At 66.0% G+C, this 26,364-nt stretch carries 19 protein-coding genes; 10 read left to right on the top strand and 9 right to left on the bottom strand.

The window, feature by feature from the left end; translation table 11 throughout:
* Nucleotides 1–32 precede the first annotated feature (32 nt).
* Nucleotides 33–755 carry an RES family NAD+ phosphorylase gene (locus M9952_07750; GenBank protein MCO5312809.1) on the bottom strand — a complete coding sequence of 241 codons (723 nt, stop codon included), beginning with the start codon at nt 753–755 and terminating at the stop codon, nt 33–35.
* A complete protein-coding gene (locus tag M9952_07745; GenBank protein MCO5312808.1) occupies nt 752–1,192 on the bottom strand; it encodes a DUF2384 domain-containing protein in 441 nt (146 codons plus the stop codon). The genes M9952_07750 and M9952_07745 overlap by 4 nt, the downstream gene beginning before the upstream one ends.
* Nucleotides 1,193–1,322: 130 nt before the next feature.
* On the opposite strand from M9952_07745, the gene M9952_07740 reads away from it, so the two are divergent.
* The 4 genes from M9952_07740 (at nt 1,323) to M9952_07725 (ending at nt 7,493) form a co-directional block, all read left to right on the top strand.
* The gene (locus tag M9952_07740; protein ID MCO5312807.1) at nt 1,323–2,300 is read left to right on the top strand and encodes a hypothetical protein; all 978 of its coding nucleotides are present in this window, start codon (nt 1,323–1,325) and stop codon (nt 2,298–2,300) included.
* Complete coding sequence (locus M9952_07735; GenBank protein MCO5312806.1) at nt 2,297–3,001, top strand: VIT family protein; 705 nt, start codon at nt 2,297–2,299, stop codon at nt 2,999–3,001. The genes M9952_07740 and M9952_07735 overlap by 4 nt, the downstream gene beginning before the upstream one ends.
* Before the next feature lie 144 nt (nt 3,002–3,145).
* Nucleotides 3,146–5,545 carry an excinuclease ABC subunit UvrA gene (locus M9952_07730; protein MCO5312805.1) on the top strand — a complete coding sequence of 800 codons (2,400 nt, stop codon included), beginning with the start codon at nt 3,146–3,148 and terminating at the stop codon, nt 5,543–5,545.
* A 133-nt stretch (nt 5,546–5,678) separates the two neighbouring features.
* The gene (locus tag M9952_07725; GenBank protein ID MCO5312804.1) at nt 5,679–7,493 is read left to right on the top strand and encodes an NAD(P)/FAD-dependent oxidoreductase; all 1,815 of its coding nucleotides are present in this window, start codon (nt 5,679–5,681) and stop codon (nt 7,491–7,493) included.
* A 124-nt stretch (nt 7,494–7,617) separates the two neighbouring features.
* Here the strand turns inward: M9952_07725 and M9952_07720 are convergent, their stop codons facing one another.
* Entirely contained in the window at nt 7,618–9,126 is a 1,509-nt protein-coding gene (locus tag M9952_07720) for an NAD(P)/FAD-dependent oxidoreductase (GenBank protein MCO5312803.1), read from the bottom strand.
* Between the two features lie 73 nt (nt 9,127–9,199).
* Between M9952_07720 and M9952_07715 the strand changes: the two genes are divergently transcribed.
* The 3 genes from M9952_07715 to M9952_07705 all read left to right on the top strand — a co-directional run bounded on the left by M9952_07715 (nt 9,200) and on the right by M9952_07705 (nt 11,669).
* On the top strand, nt 9,200–10,333 hold the full coding sequence (locus M9952_07715) for a DJ-1/PfpI family protein (protein MCO5312802.1): 1,134 nt from the start codon (nt 9,200–9,202) through the stop codon (nt 10,331–10,333).
* Between the two features lie 13 nt (nt 10,334–10,346).
* Nucleotides 10,347–11,012: a DJ-1/PfpI family protein gene (locus tag M9952_07710; GenBank protein MCO5312801.1), complete on the top strand. Its 666-nt coding sequence runs from the start codon at nt 10,347–10,349 to the stop codon at nt 11,010–11,012.
* Between the two features lie 150 nt (nt 11,013–11,162).
* Entirely contained in the window at nt 11,163–11,669 is a 507-nt protein-coding gene (locus M9952_07705) for a rhodanese-like domain-containing protein (protein ID MCO5312800.1), read from the top strand.
* A gap of 83 nt (nt 11,670–11,752) precedes the next feature.
* Here the strand turns inward: M9952_07705 and M9952_07700 are convergent, their stop codons facing one another.
* The 4 genes from M9952_07700 to M9952_07685 all read right to left on the bottom strand — a co-directional run bounded on the left by M9952_07700 (nt 11,753) and on the right by M9952_07685 (nt 15,865).
* Nucleotides 11,753–12,541 carry a sterol desaturase family protein gene (locus tag M9952_07700; GenBank protein MCO5312799.1) on the bottom strand — a complete coding sequence of 263 codons (789 nt, stop codon included), beginning with the start codon at nt 12,539–12,541 and terminating at the stop codon, nt 11,753–11,755.
* A gap of 76 nt (nt 12,542–12,617) precedes the next feature.
* A complete protein-coding gene (locus tag M9952_07695; GenBank protein MCO5312798.1) occupies nt 12,618–13,532 on the bottom strand; it encodes a hypothetical protein in 915 nt (304 codons plus the stop codon).
* A 370-nt stretch (nt 13,533–13,902) separates the two neighbouring features.
* Nucleotides 13,903–15,039, bottom strand: coding sequence for an alpha/beta hydrolase fold domain-containing protein (locus M9952_07690; GenBank protein MCO5312797.1), 1,137 nt, complete (start codon nt 15,037–15,039; stop codon nt 13,903–13,905).
* Nucleotides 15,040–15,100: 61 nt separating this feature from the next.
* The gene (locus M9952_07685; protein ID MCO5312796.1) at nt 15,101–15,865 is read right to left on the bottom strand and encodes an isocitrate lyase/phosphoenolpyruvate mutase family protein; all 765 of its coding nucleotides are present in this window, start codon (nt 15,863–15,865) and stop codon (nt 15,101–15,103) included.
* Between the two features lie 135 nt (nt 15,866–16,000).
* On the opposite strand from M9952_07685, the gene M9952_07680 reads away from it, so the two are divergent.
* Both M9952_07680 and M9952_07675 read left to right on the top strand, forming a co-directional pair.
* The gene (locus M9952_07680) at nt 16,001–17,500 is read left to right on the top strand and encodes a DUF2786 domain-containing protein (GenBank protein MCO5312795.1); all 1,500 of its coding nucleotides are present in this window, start codon (nt 16,001–16,003) and stop codon (nt 17,498–17,500) included.
* 70 nt (nt 17,501–17,570) lie between these two features.
* Nucleotides 17,571–21,050 carry a DEAD/DEAH box helicase gene (locus M9952_07675; GenBank protein MCO5312794.1) on the top strand — a complete coding sequence of 1,160 codons (3,480 nt, stop codon included), beginning with the start codon at nt 17,571–17,573 and terminating at the stop codon, nt 21,048–21,050.
* 113 nt (nt 21,051–21,163) lie between these two features.
* Here M9952_07675 and M9952_07670 read toward each other — a convergent pair whose 3' ends face one another.
* Nucleotides 21,164–21,853 (bottom strand): ABC transporter ATP-binding protein, encoded by a 690-nt coding sequence (locus tag M9952_07670; protein MCO5312793.1) that lies wholly within the window; start codon nt 21,851–21,853, stop codon nt 21,164–21,166.
* Nucleotides 21,850–24,669 (bottom strand): ATP-binding cassette domain-containing protein, encoded by a 2,820-nt coding sequence (locus M9952_07665; protein ID MCO5312792.1) that lies wholly within the window; start codon nt 24,667–24,669, stop codon nt 21,850–21,852. Before M9952_07665 ends, M9952_07670 begins: the two co-directional genes overlap by 4 nt.
* A 272-nt stretch (nt 24,670–24,941) precedes the next feature.
* On the opposite strand from M9952_07665, the gene M9952_07660 reads away from it, so the two are divergent.
* The gene (locus M9952_07660; protein ID MCO5312791.1) at nt 24,942–26,303 is read left to right on the top strand and encodes an ABC transporter substrate-binding protein; all 1,362 of its coding nucleotides are present in this window, start codon (nt 24,942–24,944) and stop codon (nt 26,301–26,303) included.
* Nucleotides 26,304–26,364 lie beyond the last annotated feature (61 nt).

Here is a 26,364-nt window from a genome sequence, read left to right as displayed (position 1 = left end):
GATGCGCGCCGGCGAGCGCCGGTGCGCATACCTCAGGCGGAGACCGTCACCACCTGCGCCAACGCAGCGTCGCCGATCGTCAACATGTAGAGGTCCCCGCGACGCACGTTGGCGACGATCGGGGCGTGCAGCACGGCGAGACATACCCCACCATCAAGGCGCACCGACGGGTACCGAACACCCCCGCGATGCTCTGATCGCAACCGGGCACCGAGCGCTTGACCACCCACATAGCTGTCGGGGTCGAGACACGACCTCGCCCGCGAATCGCCGTCGTCAAGCAGGGCGAAATCCTGGGCGTGGATATCTGCCAGAAACAGTCGATACGGAACGTCGGTCTCCTCGGTCACCCCCGTCTCGCGGAGATGAACGATGCGATGATGCGCGACCTCCGCCAGACACGTGGCGACGTCGAGCGCGCAATACCACGCACCCCGAGGCCCTGGCGGATGAAACCGTGCTCCCTGGCCTCCGTAGGCGAACGCGCCGTTGACGATCTTGGAATAGGGCACACCGAACACGAGGTCGCCCCGACCGAGACCGCCCGGGTGGCGCTCCTCCTGGGCGAGCAGCCGACTGTTCGTCGCGGCCGAGAGCCGAACGAGTGAATCCAGGTCGGCCTCAGCACCGGCAAGGTCGCCAAGGACGTGCTCCGCGTCGCTCGCGTAGCGACCCGGGATCAACCGACACGTGTCGTCGTGCGCAACCGCGGCCAGCGGAGGCCATTCGTTCGCCGTACGCCGCTGACCGGTCACAGTCCGCCGCGACGGCCGTCGAGCAGCGCCCGGACCTCGAGCATCGCCGGAATACCTCCGACACGCATCACGTCCAACGGGGTTCGACCGAGGAACAACACATTGGAGTTCGGGCGCCGCACCCACTCGTCGGCGAGCGGCCCTGGATGCAACACGTGCAGCGAGGTGTAGATCCCCAAGAGCAACGAGACGCGCGTGAGCTGATCCACGCTCAGCGCCGCAGGCGCGGAGCGTTGCCACGAGTGCCAACTGCTCTCCGAGATAGCACCGAGGAGACTGCACACGTCACCAACGGTGAGCTTCCAGCGATCCGCCAGGCGAGCCACCGCACGAATCGCCGCCGGGGTGAGTTCGGCACGGACGTCGCGGTCATGCAGGTCGGGCCAGACACCGACCTCGCTCGGCGTCGCAGGCAATCTGACATCCAAAACCGTCATTCGCATCACCTCCAGTTCTACAGGCATAGTACTCCTGAACTGGAGATTCTCCCCGCCCGTCGTCGATCCTCGGCAACCACACTCGGGCTACCGACCCGCACCAAACTGCGGCGACGGTAGGGTTCGGGCGATGGCCGCGGACTTCGAACCCACCACTACCCCACCCCAGAGCGCCGAGTTTGCGTTCTTTCCGGCCGAGCACTGGGAGCGGTTCTGCGAAACGGCGCTCGTTCAGGCCCGAATGGCCGGCCTCGATGTCCACTTCGGCGGTCCCGGGCGGCTCGATTCCAGCGACGGCATCGTCTACAGCCTGTTGCCGCTCGCAAAGCGACTCGCCGACCGCGACGTCGCCACGTGGGATGAGGCGCTGGAAGCCCACTTCGAGGAGATGGCCGACTCGCTGAACGAGCCGGTAGGTCCGCAACACCTCCGCGTTCGACTGATGGCCGCCGGTTCCATGCCGCCCGAGGCGCTCGACACCCCGTTCTGGACCGAGTTCGCACCGGGCATCTGGGCGTGTCTCGTGGTCGAATTGCCGACGCTCATCCGCACCGTCACCCCCGACGATCTCGACCGCCTCGACGATCAGGCCGATCCCACCGGACTCTGGCAGCGCGCCTGGGAAAACGTGCGCGAGGCCGACATCATCGAGCGCCACGACGTCTCGATGGTCGGAAAGGCCGAACTCCACGCGTTTGCCGGGTCGAGTTTCTTCGTCGCCAGCAAGGTCAGCGACCTCGCCGCGGTGCTCGCACACCACCTCGACACCGATGCGGCGCTCGCTGCACCACACGGCATCCTCGTGGCGATCCCCCGGCGGCATACCTTTGCCGCGCACGTCATTCGCGACCTCGGCGTGGTCGACGCGATCAACGCCATGTTGCCGTTCGCCCTCCGGTTGGCCAGCGACGGCCCTGGCCCGATCTCCCCGAACCTGTTGTGGTGGCGTGACGGCACCTGGACCGCGCTGCCGTCACGCGCCACCGACGAGGGCCTCGAGTTCTCGCCGCCGGTGGACTTTGTCGAGATGCTCTCCGCACTCGGAGCCGCAACAACCGACGCGCCAACCACCGACGCGCCAGCCACCGAGGAGGGCTCGTCCGCATGATCCATCAGTCCGAGCCCCACCGCGACGATCTGAACAACCACATGTCGCGGCTGCGTGCCGGGGTGCTGGGAGCCAACGATGGCATCATCTCGACTGCAGGCCTGGTGATCGGCGTTGCCGCGGCCACCACCGACACCTCGGCGATTGCAACGGCCGGGGTGGCGGGGCTCATCTCGGGTGCGGTGTCCATGGCCCTCGGCGAGTTCGTCTCGGTCAGCACCCAGCGCGATGTCGAACGGGCCCTCATTCGTAAAGAACGCCAGGAACTCGAGGAGATGCCAGTTGCCGAACACCAGGAACTCATCGAGATTCTCCGGCAACAAGGACTCACCGCGGCGACCGCGAAGAACGTGGCCGACGAGCTCACCGCCGAGGATCCCCTCGAGGCCCACCTTCGAGTCGAACTCGGCATCGACCGCCACAACCTCACCAGACCGTGGGGTGCCGCCGGTTCCTCCCTGGCTGCGTTCTCGGTCGGTGCGCTGCTTCCGCTCATAGCGGTGTTGGTCTCGGCGGCGTCGATTCGTATTCCTGTCACGTTTGCGGCGGTGCTCCTCGGACTGTGCGCGACCGGATTCATCAGTGCCCGACTCGGCGGCTCCTCACCGGCCAAGGCCGTCGTCCGACTGCTGGTGGGCGGAGCGGCGGCGATGGCCATCACCTATGCGGTAGGCCAGCTCGTCGGCACGTTCAACGGCTGACCGGCCGATCCGCGGCCGACCAAACGCCCGTTTCCCGATAACCAGTGGTCGTGATCACGACCACTGGTTATCGGGAAACGGGCGGGGTGGGAAGCGGGCGGGGTGGGAAACATGCAGGGTGGCCGAAATGCTAAAGAGGTTCCGATGACCACCAACGCCGCAACTCAGCACCCCGCCGACCGCGACCCCGCCGACCGCCACCCCGCCGACCGCCACGAGATCATCACCGTGCGCGGCGCGCGCGAGAACAACCTGCGCAACGTCGACCTCGAGATCCCCAAACGGCGCCTCACCGTGTTCACCGGGGTGTCGGGTTCGGGGAAGAGTTCGCTGGTCTACGCCACCATCGCCGCAGAATCGCAGCGCCTCATCAACGAGACCTACAGCACCTTCGTTCAGGGGTTCATGCCGAACCTCGGCCGGCCCGACGTCGACCTGCTCGATGGCCTCACCACGGCGATCATCGTCGATCAGGAGCGCATCGGGACCAACCCCCGCTCGACGGTCGGCACCATCACCGACGCCAATGCCATGCTGCGCATCCTGTTCAGCCGGCTCGGCGAGCCCCACATCGGCGGCGCCAAGGCCTTCTCGTTCAACGTGCCTACGGTGAGCGGGAGCGGCACGGCGACGACCAACAAGGGCGGAACCCGCAAGGTCGAGCGCAAGACCTTCACCATCACCGGGGGCATGTGCGCGCGGTGCGAGGGAATGGGCCGCATCAACGACATGGACTTCACCCAGATCTACGACGCCACGAAGTCGATCAACGAGGGCGCGATCCTGGTGCCGGGGTTCTCCGTCGACGGCTGGTACGGACGGGTCTATGGCGGGTCCGGCTTCTTCGACCCCGACAAGGCGATCTCCAAGTTCACGAAGCAGGAACTTCACGATCTGCTCCACAAGGAATCGACCAAGATCAAGGTCGACGGCATCAACATCACCTACGAGGGCCTGGTGCCCCGCATCCAGAAATCGATGCTGTCCAAAGACGTCGAGGCGATGCAGCCCCACATCCGGGCCTTCGTCGAGCGGGCAGTGACGTTTGTGACCTGCCCCGACTGCGACGGCACGCGACTCACCGAGGCGGCACGGTCGTCCAAGATCGCGGGCATCAACATCGCTGACGCCTGCGCGATGCAGATCAGCGACCTGGCCACCTGGGTGCGCGGGGTCGAAGACCCCTCGGTGGCGCCGGTGGTCGCCTCGCTCGGCGATCTCCTCGACTCCTTCGTCGACATCGGCCTCGGCTACCTGTCCCTCGAACGCCCCTCAGGAACGCTGTCGGGCGGGGAGGCCCAGCGCACCAAGATGATCCGCCATCTCGGCTCCTCGCTCACCGACGTCACCTACGTCTTCGATGAGCCCACCGCCGGCCTGCATCCCCACGACATCGAGCGGATGAACGCCCTGCTCATGCAGCTTCGGGACAAGGGCAACACCGTGCTGGTCGTCGAACACAAACCTGAGACCATCGCCATCGCCGATCACGTCGTCGACCTCGGCCCCGGCGCCGGAAGTGCCGGCGGGACCATCTGTTTCGAAGGCACCGTCGAGGGGTTGCGAGCGAGCGACACCCTGACCGGTCGCCACCTCGATCACCGCGCTGCGCTCAAGGAGACGACGCGCACACCGAACGGCGCGCTCGAGATTCGTGGTGCCAACACGAACAACCTCCAAGACGTCGATGTCGATATCCCCCTCGGTGTGCTCACCGTCATCACCGGGGTCGCGGGGTCGGGCAAGAGTTCGCTGGCGCACGGTTCGATTCCGACCGACGACGTGATCACCGTCGACCAGGGCGCCATCAAGGGGTCTCGTCGCAGCAATCCGGCCACCTACACCGGCCTGCTGGAACCCATCCGCAAGGCGTTCGCCAAGGCCAACGGGGTGAAGCCGGCACTGTTTTCTGCGAACTCCGAGGGTGCGTGTCCGACGTGCAACGGGGCTGGGGTCATCTACACCGACCTGGTGATGATGGCGGGGGTGGCCACGACGTGTGAGGACTGCGAGGGCAAGCGTTTCGACGCGTCGGTGCTCGACTACACCTTCGGCGGCCGCAACATCGCCGAGGTCCTGGCCATGCCGATCAACGAGGCCCTTGAGTTCTTCGGTGCCGGCGATGCGAAGGTGCCGGCCGCGCACAAGATCCTCCAGCGACTCAACGATGTCGGGCTCGGCTACATCAGCCTCGGCCAGCCCCTGACCACGTTGTCGGGCGGCGAACGTCAGCGCCTGAAGCTTGCGGTGCACATGTCCGACGACGGCGGCATCTACCTCCTCGACGAGCCGACCACCGGCCTTCACCTCGCCGATGTGGAACAACTGCTCGGGCTGCTCGACCAGTTGGTCGACTCGGGCCGCTCCGTCATCGTCATCGAGCACCACCAGGCGGTGATGGCCCATGCCGACTGGCTCATCGATATCGGACCCGGTGCTGGCCACGACGGCGGACGGGTCGTGTTCGAGGGGACGCCGAGCGACCTGGTTGCGGCGCGTTCAACCCTGACCGGACAGCACCTCGCCGCCTACGTCGGCGCCTGACGGCGGCCGCTTGTGGCAGGAGTCACCGGTGATTTTCCTCGATGCCGCCGCCGCACCGTAGGATGATCAGTCAAATCTGACACTTCGTCAGATTTTGACGTACGTCCGGTTCACACCCCGCTCGGAGGCCGCCATGACCCGACCCGACTCCACCTCGCCCGGCAGCGACGCCGGCGGCGCACACGGCACCGATCTCGACGACGCCATCGACTCGGCGAAGTCACGCTACGAGGCCGAACGGGCCAAGCGACTGCGCGACGAAGGGCTTGCGCAGTACCACTCCCTCGACGAGTACGACCTCGACCGTGACCCGTGGGCGGATCCGGACTTCACACGCGACCCCGTCATCGAAGAGACCGAGGTGGTCATCCTCGGCGGCGGATGGGCGGGCATGCTCGCCGGCATCAACCTCACCAAACGCGGCATCACCAGCTTTCGGATCATCGAAAAGGCCGCCGACTTCGGCGGCACCTGGTACTGGAACCGCTACCCGGGCTGCATGTGCGACGTCGATTCCACCATCTACCTGCCGCTGCTCGAAGAGACGGGCTACATGCCCACCGAGCGCTATGCGAGCGCCACGGAGATCTTCGGCTACGCCCAATTGCTCGGTCGCCACTTCGACCTCTATGACCACGCCTTGTTCCAGACCGAGATCGAAGGGCTGGCGTGGGACGACGCCGCCAACCGCTGGGAGGTGACCACCCAGCGCGGCGACCGCATCCGCGCCCGCTTCTTCATCTCCGCCGGCGGACTCATGCACAAGGCGAAGCTGCCCGGGATCGACGGGATCGAGAACTTCAAGGGCAAGGCGTTCCACACGACACGCTGGGATTACGACTACACCGGCGGTAGCCCGACCGAACCGTTGGACCGTCTCGCCGACAAGGTCGTGGGCATCATCGGCACCGGAGCGACCGCCGTACAGGTCGTCCCGCAACTCGCCCGGACCGCCAAGGAGGTGTACGTCTTCCAGCGCACGCCCTCCGCAGTCGGGGTGCGCAATCAGCAGCCGATCGACGCCGAATGGTTCAAATCGCTGTCCCCGGGCTGGCAGCGTGAACGCACCCTCAACTTCACCTCGGTGGCGACGGGCCAACAGCCCGAGGTCGACCTCGTGGGCGATGGTTGGGGCCAGGCGCTGAAGGTCGACACCCAACGCCAGCCGGCAACCGAAGAGGAACGCCTGGAACTCGAACGCATCGACTTCGAGGTGATGGAGGGATTCCGACGCCGCATCGACGAGGTCGTCGAAGACCCCGCCACCGCCGAGAAGCTCAAGCCGTGGTACGGCAAGCACTGCAAGCGCCTCTGTTTCCACGACGAGTACCTGCAGTCGTTCAACCTCCCGAATGTCCATCTCGTCGACACCGACGGCAAGGGCGTTCGCGAGATGAGCGAGAACGGGCCGATCATCGACGGCACCGAATACCCGCTCGACCTGATGGTGTTCGCGTCGGGGTTCGAGGTGACGAGCGGCCTGGTCGGCCGTCTCGGGTTCGACCCGATCGGGCGTGGTGGCGCCAAGCTCAGCGAACGCTGGCACGACGGCACCCACTCGTTGCACGGGGTGCTCACCGCCGAGTTCCCGAACTTCTTCGTCGTGAGCTTCGTTCAGGCCGGGTTCGGATTGAACTTCGTCCACTTCCTGGGCGAGTCGACCAACCACATCGCCTGGATGATCGAACACTGCCGCGACGAGGGCATCGCCACCATCGAGGCGACCGTCGAGGCCGAAGACGAGTGGATGAACATCCTGTGGGAGGCCTCCGGTCCCCTCGCCCGCTACAACCGCACGTGCACCCCGAGCTACAACAACAGCGAGGGTGAACGCACGATGTTGGCCGCACGCAGCGCCGTGTTTCCCGGACCGCTCATGGAATACGTCGAGTACCTCGAAGCGTGGCGCGACTCCGGTGAGTTGAAGGGCACCAAGACCACCCGCTGAGGCTCGGCGCTGGGCGCGTGCTGAGGTACAGCCGCGAACTTTCTGCTGAAAGTGACACGTGATGTCACGTTCTGCACAAAGTTCGCGGCGACGACCGGCCGGCCTCCCGTTCCGAGTACCGCCGTCAGGAGAACTGCAGGGTCCCGTCGTCGAGATCGGCGGCTTCGAGCGCCGCCTTCTCATCGGGGTATTCACTGCCCCACGTCCACGGCTCACGATCACCGCGGCGAGGCATCCGGTCGAGTGACCGCGCCAGGTAGCCCGGGTTGAAGTTCTCGGGATCGACCCACGGCAACAGGGCCATGTCGGCGTCGCTGTCGCGAAGGCGCGGCATCACCGTCGTGTCGCCGCGCTCGTCCATGCGGGTGAGGACGCGGCACACAAAGTCGCTGATGATGTCGGCACGAAGCGTCCAACTGGCCCGGAAATAGCCGAACACATAGGCCAGGTTCGGCAGGCCCGAGAACATGATGCCTCGATAGGACACCAGCGTGGACGGGTCGATCGATTCGCCGTCGACGGTGAAGTCGATGTCGCCGAGTACCGAGAGGTTGAATCCCGTGGCGGTGACGACGACCTCGGCCTCAAGCGTCTCGCCACCATCGGTCTCGATCCCCGTCGGCGTGAACCGCTTGATCGTGTCGGTCACCATCGAGACCTTGCCGCCACGGATCGCATCGAACAGGTCGCCGTCGGGCACCGCAGCGAGACGCTGTTGCCACGGGCGATACGACGGCGTGAAGTGCGTGTCGACGTCGAATCCCTCGGGAAGCTGGTTGCGCACCTCGTCGAGCAGCATGTCTCGCACATAGTCGGGGTGATCGCGTGCGGTCGTGGTCAACAGATCGGTGAGCTGCATCATCTGACGGCGCACGATCTCGTAGGTCCACTCCTCGGGAACGTCGAGGCCGCGCAGCGTGTCGGCGAGTTCGCTCGAGTTGGGGCGGTTGATGAAATAGGTCGGCGAGCGCTGCAGCATCGTGACGTGGGCCGCGTCGCCGGCGATGGCGGGAACGAGCGTGGCGGCGGTGGCCCCCGAGCCGATCACGACGACGCGTTTGTCGGTGAGGTCGAGATCCCTCGGCCAATGCTGTGGGTGGACGAGCGCGCCGGCGTAATCGTCCAGGCCCGGCCAGTCGGGGGTGTAGGGCTCACCGTGGTCGTAGTAGCCCTGACACATCCACAGAAACCCGGCGGTGTACGTCTCGGTCGCCGTGCTCTCGGCGTCGAGGACGGTCACGGTAACCGTCCAACAGGCCTTCTCGGACGACCACGTCGCGTCGGTCACCCGACGGCGATAGCGGATGTGGCGGGCGAGATCGTTCTCGTCGATCACCTCGCCCAGGTAGGCCATAATCTCGCCGCCTGAGGCAATCGGGCGCCCCGTCCATGGCTTGAAGCGGTACCCGAGCGTGTACAGGTCGCTGTCGGAACGAACGCCCGGGTAGCGGTGGGTCAGCCAGGTACCTCCGTAGGAATCCAACGCGTCGAGGATCACGAAGGTGGTGCCGGGTCGCTGGTCACCCAGGTGATACGCGGCACCGATCCCCGAGATGCCCGCACCGACGATCAGCACGTCGACATCGGTCGTCGACCCCGCGCTAGTTGCGTTTCCGGGTGTAGCGGTCTCCATGCGAATGCCCCCTCGCGGTGTGTGTCGCTGACACTATGCGAGCCACCACCCCGCGGCGGTCCGTTGGTGCAGCGTGTTGAGCCTCATCGGCGTCGTCCGTCTCGAAGGCGTAGCGATCGAGGTCGTCCGGCTCAAAGTCGTCCGGATCTGCATGATTCATGGCATTGCGGCCGCCTCGGGGGTGGCGCAGTCTGGACCTATGCCCGAGCCGCACCCCCGTCGAATTGCCATCATCGCCTACGACGGCGTCCAGTCCCTCGACGTGACCGGGCCGCTCGAAGTGTTCAGTACCGCCGATGAGGTGCTGCGCTCCGAGGGCCGCGTCGGCTCCGAGGGCCGCGTCGGCTACGACGTCGGCGTCGCAACCCTTGGGCGAATGCCGGTTCACTGCTCGAGTGGGCTGGGCGTCACCCCACGATGGGCGCTCGAGGACCTCGGCCGCGTCGAACCACTCCCCCACACCGTGCTCGTCGCCGGCGGCCAGGGGAGCCGCACCGAGAGCACCAACCCCGAACTGGTCGGCGAGTTGTGCCGGTTGATGCGCGACTGCGAGCGGGTCGGGTCGGTGTGCACGGGGGCATTCGTCCTCGCCGCGACCGGCGCGCTCGACGGCCGGCGGGCGACGACCCACTGGGCCTGGGCGCAGCGGCTCGCCGCCGAGTATCCCAGCGTCACGGTGGAGACCGACTCGATCTACGTCCGACATGACAGCGTCTGGACCTCCGCCGGGGTCACCGCGGGCATGGATCTCGCGCTCGCGCTGGTCGCCCAGGACCACGACGATGAGTCGGCCCGGCAGGTGGCGCAGTGGCTCGTGATGTATCTGCGCAGGGTGGGTGGACAGTCGCAGTTCTCAACGCCGGTCGCTGCGACGACGGCCAGACGCGACGAGATTCGACAGGCTCAGGATTGGGTTGCGGCCGACCCGGCTGGGGACTGCTCGGTCGCTGCACTCGCGGCGGTGGCGTCGATGAGCCCACGCAATTTCGCCCGGGTCTTTCGCGAGCAGGTCGGGGTGACGCCCGGTCGATACGTGGAGTCGTGTCGAGTGGACCTCGCCCGGTCGCTCCTCGAGACCACCGACCTCACCGTCGCCGAGGTCGCTCGACGTAGCGGACTTGGCGACCCTTCCACCCTGCACCGAGTGTTCGACCGGACGCTCGGCCTCAGCCCGGCGGCCTACCGCCACCACCATGCATCCCACTGAAGGAGCCGTTCCAATGACCGAACAGAGAGCTATTGACTCACCAGCAGCTACCACCGCGATCGCCATCGCGATGTACGACCAGATGACGATCCTCGATGCGATCGGCCCCTACCAGGTCCTGACGTGGTTGCCGGGGGCCGAGGTCGTGCTGGTCGGCGCCGAACGAGGACGGGTGACCGACGACAAGGGCCTTTTGCACCTCGACATCGAGCACACCTTCGACGATGTTCCCACCCCCGACGTCGTGGTCGTGCCCGGCGGCTACGTCACGCGTGAGATGGCCCACGACGGCAACCCTCTCGTCGAGTGGGTACGCACCGCGCATCCGAGCACCACCTGGACGACGTCGGTGTGCACGGGCGCACTGATCCTCGGCGCCGCCGGTGTGTTGGATGGACTCGATGCCACGACGCACTGGATCGCGTACGACGAGTTGGCGTCCTTCGGGGCCCGCCCGACCGAGGAACGGGTCGTGGTGCGAGGCAAGGTCATCACGGGGGCGGGGGTGTCGGCCGGTATCGACATGGCGCTGCGCCTGGTCATCGAGTTGGCCGGAGTCGAGACCGCCCAGGCCATCCAACTCGGGATCGAATACGACCCACAGCCTCCGCTCGACGCCGGATCACCCTCGAAGGCGCCGGATGAGATTCGGGAGTTGGTCCTCGCGCTCAATCGCTGAGGCGACCCGCACCGTTTCAGGCCAGCACCGACGCGGACCCGAAACGAGCGGGCCGGATGGCACAGGTGATCGGGACCATCGCCGGTCGTTCTGCCCGCAACCGTGCCGTAGCGTGAACTCGTCAAGTGACATCGATACGAGGAGAGCGCCGTGGGTGGAGGAATTGGTCGACGAGCAACCGTCGAGTCAGGTGACGTCTTGCAGGTCCGGCCTGGCGACAGGTTGCGGGTCCGTGTCCTCCCGGCGCTACTGCTGACGACGGCCCTCGTCGCCGGTGGGTGTTCCGATGACCAATCCGATTCGGCGGGTTCCGCCAACGTCTCAGCCGAGGCGACAACCGGCACCGACACTCCGGCGGCCGGCGTCGACTCCGCCACGGCCGCCCTGGCCGAAGGCCGACGAGTGATCGACGTGCGCACGGCCCGTGAGTTCGATGAGCAACACGTCGAGGGCGCCGACAATCTCGACATCCAGGGCGGCTCGTTCGACGAACTCATCGCCGAGTTGACGACCGACGGCGCCTACGTCGTCTACTGCCGGTCCGGCAACCGTTCGGCGGTGGCCACCAAGCAGATGCGCGCCGCGGGACTCGACGTCGTCGACGGCGGAGCGATCGCCGACATGGACACGGCCGGCTGGACCATCACGAGCGGCTGACCGGCATCCCGAGCCGGCCTGTCGCCCTGTCGCCCTGTCGCCGCTGTCGCTGCCGGCCCGTCGCACTGTCGCTGCCCGGGCGCCTAGACCGCGGCTCCGGCGCTTTCGAGACGTCGGCTCCTTCGCGCCTGCCACAGCGCCGGGTAGCCGCCGAGCGCAACGTCGCGTACCCGGGTGCCGGCGAGCGGCTCGGTGACGCCGTAGACAACAGGTTCGCTCTCCGGCTCGTAGGTGCCGCAGATGCGGTCCCAAATCATCGTCTGGCCACCGAAATTCTTGTCGAGGTAGCGCTCGTTCGAGCCGTGATGCACCCGGTGATTCGACGGGGTCGCCAGCCATCGATCCAGCACACCGAGCGATCCGACGATGCGGGTGTGTTGGAGTTGCCCGGTGATGAGTCCCCACGCCGCCATCGCGGCATACATCGCAGGTGGGAAGCCGAGGAGCGGGGCCCACAGCCCGGTGAGCGGCTTGTAGAGGATCTCCGTCGGCGGCATACGAATCGCCGTGGTGAAGCCGAAGTCGATGGATGAGTGATGCACGACATGGCTCGCCCACATCCACCGGCTGCGGTGCTCCGCCCGATGCACCCAGTAGTAGAAGAAGTCGCCGACCAGCCAGTAGCCGATCCACGTCAGCGGGTTGTTCAGCGGGAGTTGCCAGGGGGCCCACTGATCGGAGATCCAGCGGTACACCACGATGAGGCCCGCGTATCCGCCGATCGCCTTCGCAGCGAACCACAACGAACCGACGCCCGCCGAGACCCACGTGTCGTGCAGGTCGATGTCCATGTTGCGATGACGGCGGATGACGAATTCCGAGGCGACGAGCACCAGGCCGACGACGAACAAGACGAGGAGTGAACGTTCCATGCACTGACGATCGCCCGAGACGGACGCCGGGACCATCGGGGCAATCCCCCAAACTCGCCTGGGGGTACTACAGAGCTCAACAGGCGCAGGTCACATCATGGTTGAGGCAATTGCCTGTGCCCACACCGATGCTCTTGCCGCAGATTGCGACGGTCGCCAGCCCGGTACCAAGAATGAGCCACCCGAAGGCGCCGAAGGTATTGGCGGCACGGATCGGCCCTGCGATCGGGCTGGTGAGAACCTCCCAGGCCGTTACGACGAATACGACGAAGAACCCAACCGACCCAACGCCAGCGAACGCCCGGCACAGCGACGTGGGATGGCCGTCAATCGATGCGAGATTCGCCCAGCACGCGACGAACCCACCGGCGATCACGAGTCCGAGGTGACCAAGCGTCCGGATTTCGGGGTCCACGGTCGACCACGCCATCCCCAAGGACCCCGATACCGCCATTGCTCCGCCGACCATCACGAAGAAGATTCGAGCGTTGTCGGGGCGATGATGGCGGAAGGCCTTCGCCGCCGCCGCGGCGCCCAATGCCGCCAAAGCATTCCCTGCAGCAGGGCCAACGAGTGGCGCTATTTCGGCTCGATCACGCGTAGCAGCCAGCCATATGACTTCAAGCACGTATGCGGCGACCGCCATGGTGAAGAGCCGTGCGGCCACGTACAGGGCCCAACGAATCGTCGTGTGGTGAGCCTTCGCGTTTCGCTCCTTGATGCAATTCCCGACAAGGGTGCGACCGTTGCGAGCAACCGACCAAGCGGTAACCGTGCCGAACTCATCCGGTCGGCCGGCAAGGCAGCGATGAACGTCGGCACTGACCGAACGCGGATCGAGGTGCGAGATACGACATGATGCCATCACGAAGAGTGCGGCAATTCCACCCGAGCCGAATCCTGGAAACAGACTCCCTGCGCGACATGTCTCGCGAAACTCGTTCCTGAGGCGATGAAACGTCGCCGCGACCTCTTGTTGGTACCCGTTCATCAGGGTCCTGGATAGACCCACTGCCCCGGCGAGGACTATTCCCCCACCAATCGCTACTGCCGTATTCGACTGCATGACTCGCCCCCATATCATCCTTGAATAGGAACCGACGCTCGCGCACTGCGCCGAGCGAACGTAAGGATCCTGGGAGCAGAATGCAAGGAAATGACAGGCACCCGCCGAAATTGGGCAATTTGGCCTACGTCAAATGGTCATTCAAGACCTCTACTCCTCATGGATTTGGCCGATAACGCAACCTGCAAACGCCTGCCGTCATCTGACCATGCCGACCTTGTGGGCGCTCGGATGACCGCTCGTAACACTCTCCAACCCGACCCGGAGCTGCGCTCCCTGGCTCCCCCAACCCCGGTCAGCGGGCCTCGTCGATGGCTCTCAACACGAAGTCGGTCTCACTTGTCGCCGGCTCGGCATGAAACCCCCACGTCACCTCGGCCTCGTATCCGACCGCCTCCGCCTGACGCTGCAACGCCCTGGCGTGGTACCCGTGGTGAAACAACAGGCCGACCGATACGGGCAACACCTCCTCCTCACGGGTATTGCGCACCCATGCCGGCGGGTCGTTCGGGTCCATGAGGGCCAAGATGTCGACGTCTGCGCGGTATGCCTCGATCTCGGGTGTGGCGAGTTGGCTGGAGTCGCTGATGCCGTAGAACGACAGGAGTCGGTCTGCGAGGCCGAACGCCTCGGCGAGTTGCACGAGCGTCTGGTTGGCGAACAGTTCGGTGTAGTCGCCGAAGACATCGGTACCCCACCGGTCGAGGTCGTAGGTGGCCTGGGTTTCGACCACCGCGACAGCGATGGGTTTGGTCGACTGTTGTTCGATCGGATCCGAACTCGTCGGATCCGCGAGATCGTCATGGGTCGCCAGCCACAGCGATGTTCCAGCGCCAGCACTTCCGCCGCGCAACACCACCAGATCCGGGTCGATCCCGAACGTGGCCGAGCCGTTGTATCGCAGGAACTGCAGACATGCCGCGGCGTCGCCCATCGAGGTCTTCACGCCACCGTCAGCAGCTGAGGCCAACAGCGTGTAATTGAGCGACGCGACGGCGACACCGTTGGCCAGGTAGGTCGTGATTTCCTCGGCATCCTCGGTCCACACCTCCGCCTTATCACCGCCGATGAAGCCGCCCCCATGGATGTGGACCACGAGCGGGAGATCGGCCGATCCCTCAGAGCGCGCCGCCTCGATCTCGTCGACACTTCGGGGAACGGCCACGTCGACGAGGTTGCGCTCGGCAGGACCACAACGCAGATCCGACACGAACGACACATCTCCGTCGTAGGCGAACGGCGCCTCGGTGAAGCTGATGTCGAGGGCGTCGGGCGCCACAGGCGGACCCTGCAGGAGCGTCGTGGTCGTGGTCGTGGGCTCGTCGGCGCTGGCCCCGGCCGAGTCGACCGTCCCGCCGGGGTCCGACTTGCAACCGGACAGCACCAGAACGGAAACCACGGCGAGCGTCACCAGACGATGTGAATGCTTCATATGTCCGCATACTGGCAGATCGAGCTCACCGACATTGCCGACGTTGCGGCCGATGGGCGGGTCACCCCAGCCACGGTCCGACGAGGTCGGCCAGGCGCGGCGCCAGCGATTTCTGCAACAGCGGCCCCATCGACACGCGATGCACCCCGAGGGCCTGCAGGTCGGCCAACGATCCCGCGGCCGATCCGTCGACCGGGTTCGCCAACACGTTGACCGGTCCCGACAACTCCGAAAGTAACGACTCGATGGCCTCGCGGCTCGGGGCCTTCACCGGATAGACGCACCGCGCTCCCGCCTCCTCGCACAGCTTCAGGCGGGCGATGGCCTCCGCAAGGGGGTCGGCGTAGCTCTCGACGGCCCCGATGAACGCATCGGTGCGAGCGTTGATGACCAGCGCGACCCCGGCGGAATCGGCCGCGGCGCGAATCGCTCCGATGTACTCCGCGTGCTCGGCGGGCGACCGTACCCGGCCCTCGCTGTGCACGGTGTCTTCGACGTTGATGCCTGCCACACCGGCCTCGAGAACCCGGTCGACGAGTTCGGCCGGGGCCAGCGCATAACCCGATTCCATATCGGCACTCACCGGCACGTCGACTGCGGCGGTGATACGACGAACGCTGTCGAGTGCGTCATCGATCGTCATCCCTTCGTTGTCGCGCTGCCCTCGAGAATCGGCGACGGGGTGACTACCGATGGTGAGCGCACCGAATCCGGCGTCGACGACCGTGCGGGCCGACCACACGTCCCACACGGTTGGAAGCACCAGCGTGGCTGGCGAATGATGCATGTCGAGCAGGGCCTGTGCGCGACTCGCGAGATCGGTCATGGTGACTCCTTTGTTCTAGACAACGACGGAATTACTCCGGTGACGCGACCGTACCCTCAACGCGACGTCGCCGCGGGCATGAACACAGCTTGCGCCGGCGCCTCGCTGTCGGGGGTCCGCTCTAGCATCGCCACCATGGGAACGAACAACCGGGCGCGCCGCGCCGCGAAGAGCAAGGCACGCCAACAGGCCCGCCGCGAGCATGCGCAACGCGACCATGGACTACGCGACCGGTCGGGCCGCGTCTCGGGCGGGGCAACGGGCGGCACGGGCGGCAACTCGTACGGCGGGCGACAGCACGACCACGACACCTACGACTTCAACGATCCGTTCGCGCGCGAGCGGATCCTGACCGAGCAGGTCGACGCGTTATGGCACGAGGTCTACGGCGCTGTGTCGAGGGATCGGAGCAGCGAACCGGCACGTCGACGGCTCGCTCAGCTTGATGCCTCCGCCGTCAATCGGGGCGCAGAGCGACTGCTCCTCCTCCAAATCGACCAGGTGTGGGCCCACGGATGGCAACCCGCAGAACTTGTCCGCCACGTCACACGCGTGACCAAAAATCGCACGACCCGCGACATCCTCAGCGCCCTGGTCGCCGCCGACTACCTGAGGCGCCCGCCAACCAGCATCGATGCTCGGTGGCGCGCCCAGATCGAGTCCCTCGACATCGTCCAAGGGGCGACGACACGCGACTGGATCACCACCGCGCTACGCGGCGCAGCCACTCGCGCCGAGGCGCTGCTGTCGATCAGTGAGACCTTCGCAACACTGAGGCTCGGCCGCCTCGATGTCCTGATCCCCCCTCCTGGCGCCGACAGCTCGACGACCTGGCCGCCGGGCGGTGGCGCCGTCGCACCCGACACCGCCGCCGACCCGGTCATCGAACGAGTCCGCAATCTGCTGGCGAAGGCAGAGTCGACCGAGTTCGAGGCCGAGGCCGCAGCGTTCACCGCCAAAGCCCAGGAACTCATCGTCCGCCATGCCATCGATCAGGCAATGCTCACGGCCGGCGACCGCCGTTCGCCCGAGGACCGTCCGGTCGCCATCCGGGTCTTTGTCGATGCGCCCTATGCCGATGCCAAGTCGCTGCTCCTGCAGATGATCGCCCGACAGTCGCGCTGTCGAACGGTGTTTCTCACCGGCCTCGACATGTCGACCGTCGTCGGGTTCCCTGCGGACGTCGCTGCGGTGCACGTGTTGTTCACCTCGCTGCTCGTGCAGGCTCAGGCGGCGCTCAACAACGCGGCGCGCACCGCTGCGCCCGGCACCCGAACGCGCTCAGCCGGATTTCGAGCAGCCTTCTACCAGGCCTTCGCTCAGCGCATCGACGAGCGCCTCAGCGAGGCATCGAAACACGCCGCCGACGCGGCGGCCGCCGAGTACGGCGATGCGTTCCTTCCGGTGCTCGCCGGTCGCCAACAAGAGGTCGACGACCTGTTCAACGATCGATTCACGAACCTCACTTCCGGTTCGATGCGCCGCTCCTACGATCGGGCGGGGTGGGCGAGTGGGCAACTCGCCGCTGACACCGCCAAGTTGCACCGCGGCGACCTGACCGACGAGGCCACCGACGATCCAACCCCACCCGAGCCGGCCGCACTCCGCCCGTTCTCCGATAACCAGTGGTCGTGATCACGACCACTGGTTATCGGAGAACGAGTCGGGCGGAGAACGCTTGGATCGACGCGTAGGCTCGCGGCCCGTGAATCCCGACCTTCCAGACGACCTCCGCAGGGCTGTCGACGCCGTGACCGACGAGGTGCTGCATCGCACCTACTCCGACGCGACGATCCAGCGGGGTGTGCGCTATGCACGCCAGGACCGGGCCATGGTCGACATGGTCGAAGACGATTTCGGGGCGTATTTGGGCCGGGTCCAGGGCTCGGATCGCGAGCCGTACAACACCTGGTTCTCGGTGGACGACGTCCGCGGCTCCGTGCGTGTCAGCGATGATTGCGACTGTCCGCTCGGTGGCCGTTGCAAACACGTGGTAGCGCTCATCTTGTCGGCCCGCGGTTACGGATACGGATCCCGACCCTCCGATACCGCAGCGGGGGCCACGCAACTCGCGCTCTCTGACGACACCACCCTCATCTCCGGTTCCGGCCTCGCCGTCCCCGCCCCCTCCGTGTCCGCGGCATTCAGGCGGCCCACGTGGCGAGGAGCGCTCCAGGACTTCGCCAGGGCCGCGTCGGCGAACGCCACCCCCACCGACCTTGCACTGCAGTTCTCCGTCGAGCAGCGAACCAAACGCTTCGGCAGCGAGGTCCGCGCATCGATCGCAGTTCGCCCCGTCCGCACCGGGGCCCGGGGAACCTGGGTCAAGACCGGCGCCTCGTGGCGCGACATCACCGACATGTCAAAGCCAGGACTGGCTGGCGCCGATCACGAACAGCGCCAGGCTCTGGCCGCCATCGTCTCCAACCTGCCGTCCAATGCGTTCGCCTACGGCTCCCATGACGCATACTTCGACGCGCTCGGCCACGCCGTGTGGAAGCAACTCGACGACGCACAAGCGGCCGGCGTCGCCTTCATTCGCGACGATACGACAGCTCCACCGGTGCGGCTCCTCGAACGCAGCGCATCGGTCGTCGTCGACCTGACGCTCGTGGAGCAGGGACTTCTTGTGCGCCCCACGATCGACCTGAGCGACCCGCTCGTCGAACTCGGATGGGAGTCGTCGTCGGTCCGGGAGTGGGCGCCGATCGGCCGGTCAGCCCACGGCGTCTTCCTCGACGACGGCACCACGCTGGCCCTCGCCCGAATCGATCCGGTGCCGGCTACCGCCGTCGGGGCACTGCTCGACGTCGGCCCATTCCTCGTCCCGACGCCGGAAATCGACGACTTCCTCGACACCTACGTGCCGCGAATCGCCCGGTCGTGCACCGTCGCCTCCTCGGACTCGACGGTCGACCTTACACCGCGGCGACTCGACGGGTTCGTGGCCGTCGTCAACCGCACGACCCTCAACGAGGCATCGCTGCAGTGGCATGTCGTGTACCGGCGCGGAGCCGTCACGTCGCGTTTCCCCCTGCACGGCGCGCTCGGCGCCCCGCGGGACCGCCGTGGCGAACTCGCCATGGCTCAGGCCCTCGACCTGCCGACCGACCGCTTCGAGCGCCTGGCCGATGGACAGGGCCATCTACAGGATCTCACCGTGCGCGGCTCCGAACTCGTCGTGTTCATGACCGAGGTTCTCGACGCACTCGGGGCCGCCGAACACATCACCGTCGAGGTGTCGGAATCGGTGCCTTCCCTGCACGAGCTGTCGGGGGACGCCCTCGTCTCGCTCACCGTCAGCGACAGCCGAAGCGACGCCGCGGGCTCCGGCGACTCGACGATCATCAGCCCGTTCAACGACTGGTTCGACCTGTCCATCGAGGTCACGATCGACGGTCACGAGGTGCCATTTGCCCAGCTGTTCACGGCGCTGGCACTGGGAGAGGCGACACTGATTCTCGACGACGGCTCATGGGTCAGCACCGATCGCCCGGAGTTCGAACAGCTGCGTGCCCTTATCGAGGAAGCCCGAGGCCTCGACGGGCTCGCCGATGACGCATCGTCGGTGCGTATCAACCGGTTTCAGACCGACTGGTGGGACGAGATCACCCGGCTCGGAGTTGTCGCATCGCAGTCCGACCGATGGCAGCGCAGCGTTGCCCAACTCGGCGAGCTGACCGCGCCGACACCGGTCCCGACCCCGCTGTCGCTCGACGCCAAGCTTCGCGACTACCAACACGTCGGCCTCGACTGGCTGGCTTTCCTGCAGCGATCGCACCTCGGCGGGGTGTTGGCCGACGACATGGGCCTCGGCAAGACCGTGCAGGTCCTGGCGCTGTTTCTCCACCTCCTCGAGGAGCACGAATTCGCTTCCGCCGAGTTCGCGTCCGGCGGGATTGAGGCCGACGCCGGTGGGAGCCCCGGCTCGAAGACCCCTGAGCGTCCGCGTTTCCTCGTCGTCGCCCCGACGAGTGTCGTTCGCAACTGGCAACACGAGGCCGAGCGATTCGCTCCCGACCTCGTCGTACGCTGCGTGACCGAGACCGAGGCCCGCCGCCTCGCCCCGCTGAGCGCCGTCGTCGATGGGGCAGACGTCGTCGTCACCTCCTACACGCTGTTTCGTCTTGAGTTCGACGACTACGCCGAACATCGCTGGACCACGCTCGTGCTCGATGAGGCGCAGATGGTCAAGAACCACCGTTCCAAGGCGTACCTCTGTGTGCGTCGACTCGAGGCCGATACCAAGATCGCCATCACCGGAACGCCGCTCGAAAACAGCCTGATGGACCTGTGGTCGTTGCTCTCGATCACCGCTCCGGGGCTCTACCCGGATCCGAAACGATTCGCCGAGGTCTACCAACGCCCGATCGAGCGCGGGTTCGCGCCCGAGCGGTTGGCGACGCTGCGGCGGCGAATCGCCCCACTCATGCGACGTCGCACCAAGGACGAGGTACTCGCGGAGCTCCCACCGAAGACCGAACTCGAGGTACCGGTCGACCTCAGTCCGAAACACAAGAAGCTCTACGACACCCAACTGCAACAGCAGCGACGAAAGGTGTTGGGTCTCGTCGGCGACATGAACAAGAACCGGTTTGAGATCCTGAAATCGTTGACGTTGCTGCGCCAGCTGAGCCTCGCGCCGGGCCTCATCGACGACGAGTACGACTACATCGGCTCGGCCAAGATCGACCGACTCGTCGAGGACCTCGGACAGATTCTCGCGGAGGGGCACCGGGCGCTGGTCTTCAGCCAGTTCACGAGCTTCCTGTCGAGGGTCCGGGATCGCCTCGACGACGAGGGCATCACCTACGCCTACCTCGACGGCAGGACCAGACGTCGAGACGAGGCGATCTCCTCGTTCAAGAACGGTGATACCCCGGTCTTTCTCATCAGCCTCAAGGCGGGCGGGTTCGGGTTGAACCTCACCGAGGCCGACTACTGCTTCGTGCTCGACCCCTGGTGGAACCCGGCGACCGAGGCGCAGGCCATCGACCGGACCCACCGCATCGGCCAGACCAACCCGGTGATCGTCTACCGCTACGTTTCGGTGGGCACCATCGAGGAGAAGGTCATGGAGTTGAAGGAGCGCAAGGCCGCGCTGTTCGACAGTGTCATGTCCGACGACGGGCTGTCGGGCGCGTTGACGGAGGCGGACATCCGCAACCTGTTCTCCGACACTTGAGCCGCCCCAAACCTGTTCCCCGGAGCCGCCCTACCTGTTCTCCGATAACCAGTGGTCGTGATCACGACCACTGGTTATCGGAGAACGGGCAACTCGGGTGGCCTGGGCGCTGGTCAGCCGGCGAGGTACGCCGACTGGACCTTGCCGATCTGCTCGCTGACCTCGGCTGCGGTACCGCTCAACACGATGCGTCCGCGCTCCATCACATAGGCACGATCGGCGATTTCCAACGCTTGGCGGATGTGTTGTTCGACAAGCAACACCCCGATCCCCTGCTCGTCGGCCACGCGACGCAGCGTCTCCAGCAGTCCCCCCACCACGAGGGGTGCGAGGCCGAGGGACAACTCGTCCGCGAGGAGCACCTTCGGGTTACGGCCGAGGCAACGCGCGAGAGCCAGCATCTGCTTCTCGCCACCGGAACACAGCCCCGCACGGCGGCCGAGGATCCGTTCCAACGCCGGGAAGTACTCCGTGGCCACCTCCGGCGAGACGTTGGCGAGTCGCAGGTTGTCCTTCACCGTCATCTCCATGATCACCGAACGGTCCTCGGTGAGATAGCTGAGCCCGTTGCGGCAGCGGACGTGCATCGGGTCGGTGCAACTCGAGCCCAAGAAACGCACTTCGCCCTCGGTGGGGGTCAACTCGCCGGCGAGGGTCAACAACGTGGTGGTCTTTCCGGCACCGTTGCCGCCGAGCAACGCCACGACCTCGCCGGCGGCAACGCTCAAATCGACGCCGCGCAACACCGAGACCTTGCCGTATCCCGACGAAACGCCAACCGCTTCGATGAGGCTTCCGTTCATGATCCAACCTCCTCGATCGGCGTGTCGGCACTTGCGACAGCACCGTCGGACTCGGCGCCCACAGCACCCCCGGACTCGGCGCCGGACCCGACGCTTTCCACGTCAACGCTCTCGCCGAGGTACGCCGCTCGAACCGCAGCATTGTTTCGGATCTCCTCGGGCGTGCCACTCGCGATCACCTGTCCGAACTCCAGCACCACCAGGCGATCACAGATCGACATGACCAGATTCATGTCGTGTTCCACCAGCAGCACGCCCATGTTTCGTTGATCCGCCAGTGCCCTGATGAGCCCCGCGAATTCCATACTTTCGTGTTCGTCGAGGCCGGCGGCGGGCTCATCGAGCAGCGTGACCGACGGACCCGAGGCCACCGTGCGGGCGATGCCCACGACCCGCCGGCGACTGTAGGAAAGCTCCTCGGGACTCGAATCGAGATCGGCCTCGAGTTCGAAACTGCGAACCGCAGCGACCGCCGCGGGCGGCAGCTCGTGGCGGGTCGGCCAGAACAGGTCGGTGAACCACGAGTGCAGCGGCTCTTTGATGTCGGCGCCGGCGAGGATGTTCTGTTCGACGCTCACGTCTTCGAACAACTCGAGCGATTGAAACGACCGGCGAAGCCCCAAACGCGCACGCCTGGTGGCGCTCAGCTTGTCGAGGCGATGGTCGCCGAGGTCGATCTGGCCGGCCGAGGAATCGACGAAACCCGTGACGGCGCCGATGAACGTCGTCTTTCCGGCACCGTTCGGCCCGATCAGTCCCACGACCTCGCCGGGGCGGACCTCGAGCGACACGTCGTGCAACGCCTGCACCGTCCCGAAGGTCACCGAAAGGCCCGACACCTTCAACACCGACCCATCGACGGCGACCATCTCCTCGTTCACCGCACCCAACTCGGTGCGTCGTGCCCGCGGCTTGACGAGATGTAACTTCTCCCAGATCTGCCGGCGCCGGGTTGCCACGTCGGCGACACCGTTCTGGTTGAAGATGAGGATGACGAACACCAGGACGGCTCCGACGATCTGATCCCACTGGTTGGCGAGGCCGATCCAGTCCTCCATCACTCGCGTTCCCAGCCCGCCGTTGACCATCGGCGCTGCCATGGGGGCGCCCAGCACATAGCCGAGGCCGCCGATCACCGCATTGCCGAGGCTGCCGATGGAGGCCAACAGGTTGAACTCGTGATAGGTGATGACCTGGCTGCGAAACGCGAACAGGATGCCGGCCACCGCGGCGAGGCCGGCGGACAAGGCGAATGCATAGAGCTTGACCCCGAACACCGAGATTCCCAACGACGCGGCGGCCCGTTCGTTCGTGCGAACCGCCAACAGGCGGTGCCCGGTTCTGGACCGGCGCAGGTTCGCCACCATCAGCGACAGCCCGACGAGGAACACCAGACACACCACGGCCCAGGCGTGTGGATGATCGAGGGCGTCGACCTCCATGCCGAACAGGGTGATGGTGCCGATCCGCGTTCCACCGTCGAGGGGTTCGCCAAGGTAGTTGGGGTTGGCGAACACCACTTCGGACACGAGGAACCCGAGCGCCAACGTGACGACCGCCAGGTTGACGCCGCGGGTTCGCAATGCGGGGATGGCGAACACCAACCCGATCGGGATGGTCAACAAGATGCCGGCGAGGATGGCCAACTCGACCGGCACTCCGGCCCGCACCATTCGCCCGGCGATCAGCGCCCCGATTCCGGCGAAGGCCCACTGAGCCAGCGAGATCTGTCCCGCATACCCGGTGATCACCACGATCGACAGCAGCATCACCCCGGCGGCAAGGGAGGTGTAGGTGGCACGCGCCCACGCCTCGTTCATGACGCCGAGCAGCACCACCAACGTGACCCCGCCCGCCAGCAGGACCCCGATCGGGTTGATCTCACCGGTTCCGAGACGAGGCAGCTTCGCAGCGACGTGTGAACGCAACGGCAACCCTCGGCCTCGCACCACGACGACCCCGATGATGACGATGAACGCTGCGAGCCGGTTCAGCCCGGTGATCGTTTCCTGGTGCAACAGGTCCTTGATGTCGGCGCCGTAGAGCGTGGCCATCGACTCACCGACGCCGATGACCAGCCCGCCGACCAGCGTGAGCGGGAACGAGTGGAACCCGCCGAGCAGCGCGGCGCCGAGGCCGGCGAGGGTGACCACGATGGTGAAGGTGATGGCCGACAGCCCGGTGAGCGGCGCGGCCAGCACTGCTGCGAGCCCACCGACCATGCCGCCGATCGTCCAGGTGATCGCACCGAGGCGCGCCGGGGACCAGCCGAGGGTCTGCACGAGTCGTTCGTTCTCGGCGCTTGCGCTGATCGCCAGGCCGGTTCGGGTGTAGCGGGTCCATGCCCACAGTCCGAAGGTCACGACGATGGTGATGGCGACGATGTAGACGCGCTCTTCCTGGATGACGAGGTCGCCCACCCGGAACACGTCGTGGGGAAGGAACGCCTCGACGGGCCGGTTTCCGCTTCCGTATCGCTTGGCGACGATCGCTTGAAGCAGTCCGAGCATGCCGATCGTGGAGATCACCCGCACGATGGGCGCCGCATCACGTAGCGCCCGCAGGACGATGGCGTGAAATGCGAACGAGACCAGGCCGGCGACGGCGATGGCGACGAGGATCGCCGGTAGCACCGGCCAGGCGCTTTCGGCTTGAAGGTCGACGAACGCGACGTACGCGGCGAGGGTGCCCACCGCCCCCTGCGCGAAGTTCACCAGACCCGAACCTCGGTAGATCACCACCGCGCCCTGAGCGAAGAGCGCGTAGGTCGCCCCCGAGCCCAGGCCGATGATCAGAAACTGTAGGAACGAACGCACATTTTCCCCCTGTTTGCGTCCCGATCGACGATCGAACGTCACGCTGTTGCCTGGCCGCCGCGCGCACCCCACGCGGTAAACGCTCACTTAGTTATGCTGCAGCGTAATGGGCGCACCTGCCGCAACGTCGGCATGATTGTAGTCTTCGCGAAAAAAGAGAACCTGGATTACGTTTTCGCCAACACCGCCTCGCGAAATGCGGTAGACCTAGTGCGACACTTGTCACACGATCGGTCGAGACCCCGGCCGATCGCAACGAAGGAAGGGTTCGCATGACACGACGACTCCGAAGCGGAATCGCGCTCGGCCTGGCCGCATCGCTGATACTGAGCGCCTGTGGCGGCGATGACAACGCAGACAACGACACCGGGGGAACCACCGGCGGAGGCAGCTCCACCGACACGCCCGCCGACCTCGACTACGCCGCGCTCGGCCTCTGGGACGACGGTGCGTGCGACGAATCCAAGCCCCCACTTATCGTCGGGACCCAGACGGTGTTCGAATCGCCGGTCATCTCCCTCGGCGACGTCGCCGTTGCGCTCGAAGCCGCTGGTGAGGCGTTCAACAAGCGCGGCGGTGTCAACGGCTCGTGCATTCAGGTCATCACCTGCGACGACAAGGCGAACCTCGACGCCGCGGTGAACTGTGCACGCGACCTCGACGACAAGGGCGTTCAGGTCGTGGTCAACGACCTGGTGACCGCCGGGGCCTCCGAGGTCGCCGGTGTCTTGTCCGGCGCCGGCATTCCACGTGTCGCCACCAACCTCACCCCCGGCAACTACGACGACGACATGGCCTTCCCGCTGAACGCGTCGAGTTCCGGTGCGGTGTTCCTGCTGCCGAAGGGTCTGGTCGAGTCGGGCATCAACAAGATCGGCATCCTGCGCCCGGATCTGTCGGAATCGGCGATCATGCAGTCGCTGTTCGAGCAGGTCTACGGCGCAGATGGTGCGGAGTTCGTTTCGGATGCTCCGGTCGCCTCCGGCACCACCGACTACACCCAGTACATCCTGTCGGCCTCCGATGCCGGCGCCGAAGGCGTGGTCATCGCAACCGGCGAGCAGGAAGCGGTGCAGTTGGTGAAGGCCGGCCAGCAGTTGGCGACCGACCTCAAGTTCGGCATCAGCCTCGGCACGTTCTCCCACAAGAACGTCACCGACCTCGGCGACACCGCCGAACAGATGGTCTTCGTCGGGGCCTTCCCGCCCGCCACGATGGACGTGCCGGTCTACGAGGTTCTTCGCGCCGATCTTGCGGCCTCTGGCGACGACCGCCTGCAACCCGACACCCTCAAGACGTCTGCCCAGCAGTCATGGATCGGGTTGTATGCGACCATCAAGATGCTTCGCGACGCCAACGTCACCGACTCCTCCCGGGAGAACGTGACCGCCGCGATCCGTGCAGCGAAGGACGTTCCGATGCTCGGCATTTTCGGTGACGAGACCTGGACCCCGGATGTGCAGATCGAGGGCCTCTTCGCCCGACCCGGCATTCCGACCTGGGGCATCTACAGCTGGAACCCCGACGCCGAAGCGCCCGACGGACTCTCAGGCAACTTCGAAGAGACCACCACGGTCGACTTCGTCGACATCTTGTGTGGCACCCCGCTGGGGGCTCCTGCAGAAACCTGCTGAGCCAGCCTCCCGACTCGTTCTGAGTCAGCCACCCGGCTCGTTCTCCGATAACCAGTGGTCG

The sequence above is a fragment of the Microthrixaceae bacterium genome, assembly GCA_023957975.1.
Lineage (GTDB): Bacteria > Actinomycetota > Acidimicrobiia > Acidimicrobiales > Microtrichaceae > JAMLGM01.
This window is presented reverse-complemented; position numbering and strand designations above follow the sequence as displayed.

What these genes read in the sequence shown, in the direction of transcription:
- M9952_07745 (MCO5312808.1), bottom strand. Translation starts at nt 1,192, where the DNA reads ATGACGGTTTTGGATGTCAGATTGCCTGCGACGCCGAGCGAGGTCGGT.
- M9952_07740 (MCO5312807.1), top strand. Translation starts at nt 1,323, where the DNA reads ATGGCCGCGGACTTCGAACCCACCACTACCCCACCCCAGAGCGCCGAG.
- M9952_07685 (MCO5312796.1), bottom strand. Translation starts at nt 15,865, where the DNA reads ATGACCGATCTCGCGAGTCGCGCACAGGCCCTGCTCGACATGCATCAT.
- M9952_07735 (MCO5312806.1), top strand. Translation starts at nt 2,297, where the DNA reads ATGATCCATCAGTCCGAGCCCCACCGCGACGATCTGAACAACCACATG.
- M9952_07695 (MCO5312798.1), bottom strand. Translation starts at nt 13,532, where the DNA reads ATGAACGGGTACCAACAAGAGGTCGCGGCGACGTTTCATCGCCTCAGG.
- M9952_07660 (MCO5312791.1), top strand. Translation starts at nt 24,942, where the DNA reads ATGACACGACGACTCCGAAGCGGAATCGCGCTCGGCCTGGCCGCATCG.
- M9952_07730 (MCO5312805.1), top strand. Translation starts at nt 3,146, where the DNA reads ATGACCACCAACGCCGCAACTCAGCACCCCGCCGACCGCGACCCCGCC.
- M9952_07725 (MCO5312804.1), top strand. Translation starts at nt 5,679, where the DNA reads ATGACCCGACCCGACTCCACCTCGCCCGGCAGCGACGCCGGCGGCGCA.
- M9952_07710 (MCO5312801.1), top strand. Translation starts at nt 10,347, where the DNA reads ATGACCGAACAGAGAGCTATTGACTCACCAGCAGCTACCACCGCGATC.
- M9952_07690 (MCO5312797.1), bottom strand. Translation starts at nt 15,039, where the DNA reads ATGAAGCATTCACATCGTCTGGTGACGCTCGCCGTGGTTTCCGTTCTG.
- M9952_07680 (MCO5312795.1), top strand. Translation starts at nt 16,001, where the DNA reads ATGGGAACGAACAACCGGGCGCGCCGCGCCGCGAAGAGCAAGGCACGC.
- M9952_07700 (MCO5312799.1), bottom strand. Translation starts at nt 12,541, where the DNA reads ATGGAACGTTCACTCCTCGTCTTGTTCGTCGTCGGCCTGGTGCTCGTC.
- M9952_07720 (MCO5312803.1), bottom strand. Translation starts at nt 9,126, where the DNA reads ATGGAGACCGCTACACCCGGAAACGCAACTAGCGCGGGGTCGACGACC.
- M9952_07670 (MCO5312793.1), bottom strand. Translation starts at nt 21,853, where the DNA reads ATGAACGGAAGCCTCATCGAAGCGGTTGGCGTTTCGTCGGGATACGGC.